The sequence below is a fragment of the Clostridium sp. DSM 8431 genome (genome assembly GCF_900116755.1).
Lineage (GTDB): Bacteria > Bacillota > Clostridia > Clostridiales > Clostridiaceae > Clostridium.
Window position 1 is genome coordinate 1 of record NZ_FPBY01000164.1, and the last position, 7,219, is coordinate 7,219.

A 7,219-nucleotide genomic window follows, 5' to 3' on the forward strand; every position below is an offset into this window, starting at 1 on the left:
TGGCTGTATTATGAATAAAAGTGATAAAATGTGTTAATCATCTTAACAAAGATTTTTTAGGAGATGATATATTTGAATTCGTATGAGCATTACAATAAAGTATTAGAAATGATAAAATCTATGAATAATTCCTCAAAAAGAAAATTAATTGTTGATATAAGCACACTAAAGGTAAACATCCCTATATAAATACGAATTTTAAAGGTCGTCCATCTATATTTGAATAGTTAGTTTTATTTATCACTATATTTAATAATTGAGCCATTTATTTTTATATAAACTTAAAAAAACTATGAATTTTATATGGAAATTAATTTAAAAATGAACAAATAGTTGTTTTTTGACATAAAAATTTAGTATTACTAATCTTTAAAATTAGTATTGCTAACTTTATATAAATAATGTATAATATCCTTGTTTTACTAATAAATAAATATAAAAGAAGAGGTGTGCAAAAATGGGAAAAGCATTAATTATAGGTGCAGGTGGCGTTGCTAGTGTTGTAGTTCACAAATGCTGCCAAAATTCAGAGGTATTTGAGGAAATATGTATAGCCAGCAGAACTCTTTCAAAGTGTGATGCTTTAAAAGATAAACTTTCAGGAGGAAAAACTAAAATCACCACAGCTAAGGTAGATGCTGATAATGTAGATGAATTAATTGAGCTTATTAATGATTTTAAGCCTGATATAGTTATAAATGTGGCACTTCCATATCAAGATTTAACTATAATGGATGCTTGTCTTGCTACTAAAGTTAATTATATGGATACAGCTAATTATGAACCACTTGATACTGCAAAATTTGAATATAAATGGCAGTGGGCTTATAGAGAAAAGTTTAAAGAAGCAGGAATTACAGCTCTTCTAGGAAGTGGATTTGACCCAGGAGTTACTGGAGTATTTAGTGCTTATGCATTAAAACATTATTTTGATGAAATTCATACAATAGATATAGTAGATGCAAATGCAGGAGATCATGGATATCCTTTTGCAACTAACTTTAATCCTGAAATAAATATAAGAGAAGTAAGTGCAAAAGGAAGCTACTTTGAAGATGGTAAGTTTATTGAAACTGATCCTATGTCTATAAAGAGAGTTTATGATTTACCTGAAATAGGACCTAAGGATATATATTTACTTCACCATGAAGAATTAGAATCCTTAGCTTTAAATATGCCAGGAATTAAGAAAATGAGATTTTGGATGACTTTCTCAGAGAGTTATTTAACACATTTAAAGGTCCTTGAAAATGTAGGGATGACATCTATAGAACCTATTGAATTTGAAGGAAAGGAAATAGTACCACTTCAATTCTTAAAAGCAGTTTTACCAGACCCAGCATCACTAGGTCCAAGAACTAAGGGTAAAACTAATATAGGATGTATATTTACTGGTGTTAAGGATGGCAAAGAAAAAACTTATTATGTTTATAATGTTTGTGACCATCAAGAATGTTATAAGGAAGTTGGTTCTCAAGCAATTTCTTATACAACAGGAGTACCAGCTATGATTGGAGCTATGATGCTTATGACTGGTAAGTGGAAAGGACCTGGAGTGTTTAATATAGAAGAATTTGACCCAGATCCATTTATGGAAGCATTAAATAAGTTTGGCCTTCCATGGAAAGAAAGCTTTGCACCAGATTTAATAGATTAGGAGTTTTATAAATGAAAATAGATTTTACTAATTTAAGAACTCCTTGTTACGTAGTTGATGAGAGACTTATAAGAAGAAATTTAGAAATTTTGAAAAAAGTTAAAGATAAAACAGGATGTAAGATTCTTTTAGCACAAAAGGCTTTTTCTATGTATTCATTATATCCTTTAATTGCTGAATATTTAGATGGAGCAGCATCTAGCTCTTTATTTGAAGCAAAACTAGGTTTTGAAGAAATGGGTAAAGAGGTACATATATATGCACCGGCTTATAGAGATGACGAGTTTGATGAAATTTTAAAATATAGTGACCACATTGTTTTTAATACTTTTAATCAATGGGAAAAGTTTAGAGATAAGGTGAAAGACTGTGATAGAGAAATTGAATGTGCAATAAGAATAAATCCTGAGTATTCAGAAATAGAAACAGATATTTATAATCCTTGTTTTAAAAATTCTAGAATGGGTACAACTTTGGAAAATTTAAAGGATAAGAATTTAGATGGACTTTGTGGTATTCATTTTCATACAATGTGTGAGCAGAATTCAGATACATTAGAGAGGACTATAAAGGTCGTAGATGAAAAATTTGGAGATATTTTAAGCAAGGTAAAATGGATTAACTTTGGAGGAGGGCACCATATTACAAGAGATGATTATGATATAGACTGCCTAGTTAAATCTATACTATTTATAAAAGAAAAATATAATATAGAAGTTTATTTAGAGCCTGGAGAAGCAATTGCATTAAATACAGGATACCTTGTTTCTACAGTACTTGATACTATGAAAAATGGAATGGATATAGCTATAATGGATACATCAGCAGAATGTCATATGCCTGATGTACTTGAAATGCCTTATCGTCCAGAAATTATAGAAGCAGGAAAGCCTTCAGAATTTGATTATACTTATAGATTAGGAGGGCCAACATGTCTTGCTGGAGATATTATAGGTGATTATTCTTTTAAAAGTAAGCTTAAGGCTGGAGATAAACTAGTATTTTGTGATATGGCTCATTACAGCATGGTTAAAAATAATACGTTTAACGGGATTAATCTACCAGATATAGTTTTACTAAATGATAATGGTTTTAAAGTTGTCAAAGAATTTAAATATGATGATTTTAAATCAAGATTATAATTAAGTCTATTGATAAATCCCTTGTTATAAAAAAACAAGGGATTTTTATTTTTGTAAAGGAGTGATGAAGGTTTTGACTGATAAGATTAAGTTATATGGTTTTAATAATCTAACAAAGACATTAAGCTTTAATATTTATGATATTTGTTATGCAAAGACTGAAAAAGAGCAAAAGAAGTATATTGCATATATTGATGAACAGTATAATGCTGAAAGATTAACTAATATATTAAAGCATGTCACAGAAATGATAGGGGCTCATGTTTTAAATATTTCAAAGCAGGATTATGACCCTCAAGGTGCTAGTGTTACACTAACAATTTCAGAACAGAATCTACCTTTGTCGCTTATAGATAAGTCCTGTAATTTGGGGAAATATTCAAAAGAGGAAGAAGTTTTAAAAACTAGGGAATCTGTAATAGGTCATTTAGATAAAAGTCATGTTACAGTTCATACTTATCCTGAATATCATCCTGATACTTCAATTGCAACCTTTAGAGTGGATATTGATGTAGCTACGTGTGGAACAATTTCTCCCTTAAATGTTTTAGATTATTTAATTGGAAGTTTTGATTCAGATATTATAACTATTGATTATAGGGTTAGAGGATTTACGCGAAATGTTGATGGAAAGAAGATTTTTATAGATCATTATATAAATTCAATACAAAATTATATAGCTGAAGAAACACTAAAAAAATATGATGCTATAGATGTAAACGTGTATCAAGCTAATATTTTTCACACAAAGATGCTTGTAAAGGAAATGGAACTTCAAAATTATCTATTTAATACAGATGTATATGAACTTCCTCCAAAAAAGAGACTTGAAATTACAAATAGTTTGCGTCAGGAAATGATTGAAATATTTAGTGGTACTAATATTTATTAGTTAGAGAGGGGAAGAAATGAAAGAACTTAAAAATGAAAGTGCGCCTATACTTGAGGCTTTAAATAGATATAAAAAAATGAGGGTACTTCCTTTTGATGTACCAGGTCATAAAAGGGGAAAGGGTAATAGAGAATTAACAGAATTTTTAGGGGAGCAGTGTTTAACTGTAGATGTTAATTCTATGAAGCCTTTAGATAATTTATGTCATCCTGTTTCAGTTATAAAAGAAGCTCAAAAATTAGCTGCAAAAGCTTTTAAAGCAAAGGATGCCTTCTTTATGGTTAATGGAACAACATCAGCTGTACAAGCAATGGTTATGAGTGTCTGTAAAAAGGGAGATAAAATCATAATGCCAAGGAATGTACATAGAAGTGCTATTAATGCTTTGATTTTATGTGGTGCTGTTCCTGTTTATGTTAATCCTGGCACAAGAAAAGATATTGGAATTCCTTTAGGTATGTCAGTTGAAGATGTTAAAAAGGCAATTTTGGAAAATAGAGATGCTAAGGCTATTTTAGTTAATAACCCAACTTACTATGGAATATGTTCTGATTTAAAGGGGATAACTGAGCTTGCTCATAGCTTTGGAATGAAGGTTTTAGTTGATGAGGCCCACGGAACTCATTTTTATTTCAGTGATAAACTTCCTATGTCAGCAATGGAAGCAGGGGCAGATATGGCAGCAGTTAGTATGCATAAAACAGGTGGGTCATTAACTCAAAGTTCTATACTACTTATTAATAATGATATAAATAAGGGGCATGTTCATCAAATTATAAATTTAACTCAGACCACAAGTGCTTCTTATCTTTTATTATCTTCATTAGATATATCAAGAAGAAATCTTGCATTAAGAGGGAAAGAGATAACAGATAAAATTATTGATTATGTTGAGTATGCAAGGGAAGAAATTAATAAAATACAGGGACTTTATGCTTATTCTAAAGAGATTATTGATAATAAATATGTTTTTGATTTTGATGTAACTAAGTTATCTATATATACTCAGGGCATTGGACTTGCAGGTATAGAAGTTTATTCAATTTTAAGAGATGAGTATGATATTCAAATTGAATTTGGAGATCTTGGAAATATATTAGCTATTGTATCAGTAGGTGATGAAGAACAGGGAATCGAAAGACTTATTTCATCATTATGTGATATTAAAAATTGTTATTCTAAAGAAAAGAAAAATATGTTTGATCATGAGTATATTGAGCCAGATGTAGTAAAGGCTCCACAGGAAGCTTTTTATGCAGATAAGGAAGCTATAAAGATAGAAGAAAGTGAAAATAGGGTTTGTGGAGAATTTGTAATGTGTTATCCTCCAGGGATACCAATACTTGCTCCAGGAGAAAGAATTACAAGGGAAATCTTAGATTATATTAAATATGCTAAAGATAAGGGTTGTTCTTTAACTGGAACAGAAGATGAAAAAATTGAGTATATAAATGTTTTGGAGGTTTAGTATATGGATTTATGGTTTACAGAAGAACATTCAAAAAATGCACGTTTTTCGATTAAAGTTAATAAGCAAGTTTTTACAAAGGAAAGTAAGTTTCAAAGAATAGATATTTTAGAAAGTGATGAATTTGGAAGGTTTTTAACTTTAGATGGTTTTATGATGCTTACAGAAAAGGATGAATTCATATACCATGAAATGATAACTCATACTGCTATGGCTGTTAATTTAAATATTAAAAATGTACTTGTTATCGGCGGTGGAGATGGTGGAGCTATTAGAGAACTATGTAAATATGATTTTATAAGTAATATAGATTTAGTGGAAATAGATGAAGAGGTAGTAAAGAGCTGTATAGAATATTTGCCTTCAGTATCTTGTAAGCTTAAGGAAGATAGAGTTAATTTATATTATCAAGATGGTCTTAAATTTGTTAGAAATAAAGAAAATATATATGATCTTATAATAGTAGACTCTACAGATCCCTTTGGCCCAGGTGAAGGATTATTTACAAAAGAGTTTTATGGAAACTGTTATAGAGCATTAAAGGAAGATGGAATTTTAATTAATCAACATGAAAGTGATTTTTATCATGATTATGAAAACTCCATGAAAAGAGCACATAAGAGAATAGATGAAATTTTCCCTATATCAAAAGTATATGAAGCATATATTCCAACCTACCCATCAGGTCATTGGTATTTTGGTTTTGCTTCTAAAAAATATGACCCAGTAGAAGATATTAAGGAAGATAAGTGGAATAAGCTTAATATTAAAACTAGATATTATAATACTGGGCTTCATAAGGGTGCTTTTTCATTACCAAACTACGTTAAAGAAATGATGGTGATTAACAATGAATAAAAATGTTGAAACTTTTATTGGATGTGAATGTGAATATGATGAGGCTGATATAGTTTTATTTGGAGCTCCTTTTGATGGAACTACTTCCTTTAGACCAGGTACAAGATTTGGAAGTAAGGCTATTAGAAGTGAATCTTTTGGAATAGAAACTTATAGTCCATATCAAGATAGAGACTTAGAAGATATTAAGGTATTTGATGGAGGAGATCTTGATTTATGCTTTGGAAATACCTCTAGAGTTCTTCAGGATATAGAAGAATATGCAGATAAGGTTTTAAAAGATAAAAAAATGCCGGTTATGATAGGGGGAGAGCATCTTGTAACCTTAGGTACTATAAGAGCCTTTGCTAAAAGGTATGAGAACTTACAAGTAGTTCATTTTGATGCTCATACTGATTTAAGAGATGATTATTTAGGAGAGAAGCTTTCTCATGCTACTGTAATGAGAAGAACTTTAGAGATTATAGGGCATAAAAATCTATATCAATATGGCATAAGATCTGGTGAAAAGGCAGAATTTAAATTTGCTGAAGAAAATAGCAATTTAACTAAGTTTGATTTTAGTGGTTTAGAAGAGGATTTAAAAAAAATAGGAGATAAGCCAGTTTATTTTACTATTGATTTAGATGTTTTAGATCCATCAGAGTTTCCGGGTACAGGCACTCCAGAAGCAGGAGGAGTTAGTTTTAAGGAATTATTAGATGCTATTTTAAAGGTGTCAAAATTAAATATAGTTGGCTTTGATATTGTTGAACTTAGTCCTCATTATGATAATAGTGGTAGATCTACTGCTATAGCTTGCAAGATTCTTAGAGAACTACTGTTAGCAATAAGTTAAGGAATATCTCCTGTGATTTCATGGGAGGTATTTTATTTTACATCTTTAGACTAATAATATATAATACTATAATAGTGCAAAAATGCTTGAATAATTTTACAACTGAATAAAATAAAAAAACATTTATGATAAATCTCTGTTATAATTAAGTTCCTACACAAAATTCAACAAGGAGATACATAAATGTTTCAGAACACAATTATATCAAACGAACCATCAATATACAAATTTTTTAATCAATTAAATTTTGATTTTTACTTAACAAATCCTCAGTTAAAGCATTTAGAAAATATCATGAATGCTATGATATCTAAAGGCTTTAATGGTAAGATTTCCGACATAGCGGAGCTTGCACCTGCAAGAC

General features: G+C 29.8%; 6 protein-coding genes and 1 pseudogene. All 7 read left to right on the plus strand.

Annotated elements, in window-relative coordinates:
• Positions 1 to 457: 457 nt before the first annotated feature.
• Positions 458 to 1,657, plus strand: coding sequence for a saccharopine dehydrogenase family protein (locus BM384_RS13830; protein ID WP_090014451.1), 1,200 nt, complete (start codon positions 458 to 460; stop codon positions 1,655 to 1,657).
• 11 nt (positions 1,658 to 1,668) lie between these two features.
• Entirely contained in the window at positions 1,669 to 2,799 is a 1,131-nt protein-coding gene (nspC, locus tag BM384_RS13835) for a carboxynorspermidine decarboxylase (protein WP_090014452.1), read from the plus strand.
• A gap of 61 nt (positions 2,800 to 2,860) precedes the next feature.
• On the plus strand, positions 2,861 to 3,691 hold the full coding sequence (speD, locus tag BM384_RS13840; RefSeq protein ID WP_175537391.1) for an adenosylmethionine decarboxylase: 831 nt from the start codon (positions 2,861 to 2,863) through the stop codon (positions 3,689 to 3,691).
• A 16-nt stretch (positions 3,692 to 3,707) separates the two neighbouring features.
• Positions 3,708 to 5,159: an aminotransferase class I/II-fold pyridoxal phosphate-dependent enzyme gene (locus BM384_RS13845; protein ID WP_090014455.1), complete on the plus strand. Its 1,452-nt coding sequence runs from the start codon at positions 3,708 to 3,710 to the stop codon at positions 5,157 to 5,159.
• Positions 5,160 to 5,162: 3 nt separating this feature from the next.
• A complete protein-coding gene (gene speE, locus BM384_RS13850) occupies positions 5,163 to 6,017 on the plus strand; it encodes a polyamine aminopropyltransferase (RefSeq protein ID WP_090014456.1) in 855 nt (284 codons plus the stop codon).
• Positions 6,010 to 6,855, plus strand: coding sequence for an agmatinase (gene speB / locus BM384_RS13855; RefSeq protein WP_090014458.1), 846 nt, complete (start codon positions 6,010 to 6,012; stop codon positions 6,853 to 6,855). Before speE ends, speB begins: the two co-directional genes overlap by 8 nt.
• 183 nt (positions 6,856 to 7,038) lie before the next feature.
• Positions 7,039 to 7,219 (plus strand): annotated as a pseudogene (locus BM384_RS13860) (IS701 family transposase); the annotation flags it as partial.

Excerpts from the sequence above, each read along its gene's own strand:
- BM384_RS13845 (WP_090014455.1), top strand. The coding sequence starts at position 3,708 with ATGAAAGAACTTAAAAATGAAAGTGCGCCTATACTTGAGGCTTTAAAT.
- speB (WP_090014458.1), top strand. The coding sequence starts at position 6,010 with ATGAATAAAAATGTTGAAACTTTTATTGGATGTGAATGTGAATATGAT.
- speE (WP_090014456.1), top strand. The coding sequence starts at position 5,163 with ATGGATTTATGGTTTACAGAAGAACATTCAAAAAATGCACGTTTTTCG.
- nspC (WP_090014452.1), top strand. The coding sequence starts at position 1,669 with ATGAAAATAGATTTTACTAATTTAAGAACTCCTTGTTACGTAGTTGAT.
- BM384_RS13830 (WP_090014451.1), top strand. The coding sequence starts at position 458 with ATGGGAAAAGCATTAATTATAGGTGCAGGTGGCGTTGCTAGTGTTGTA.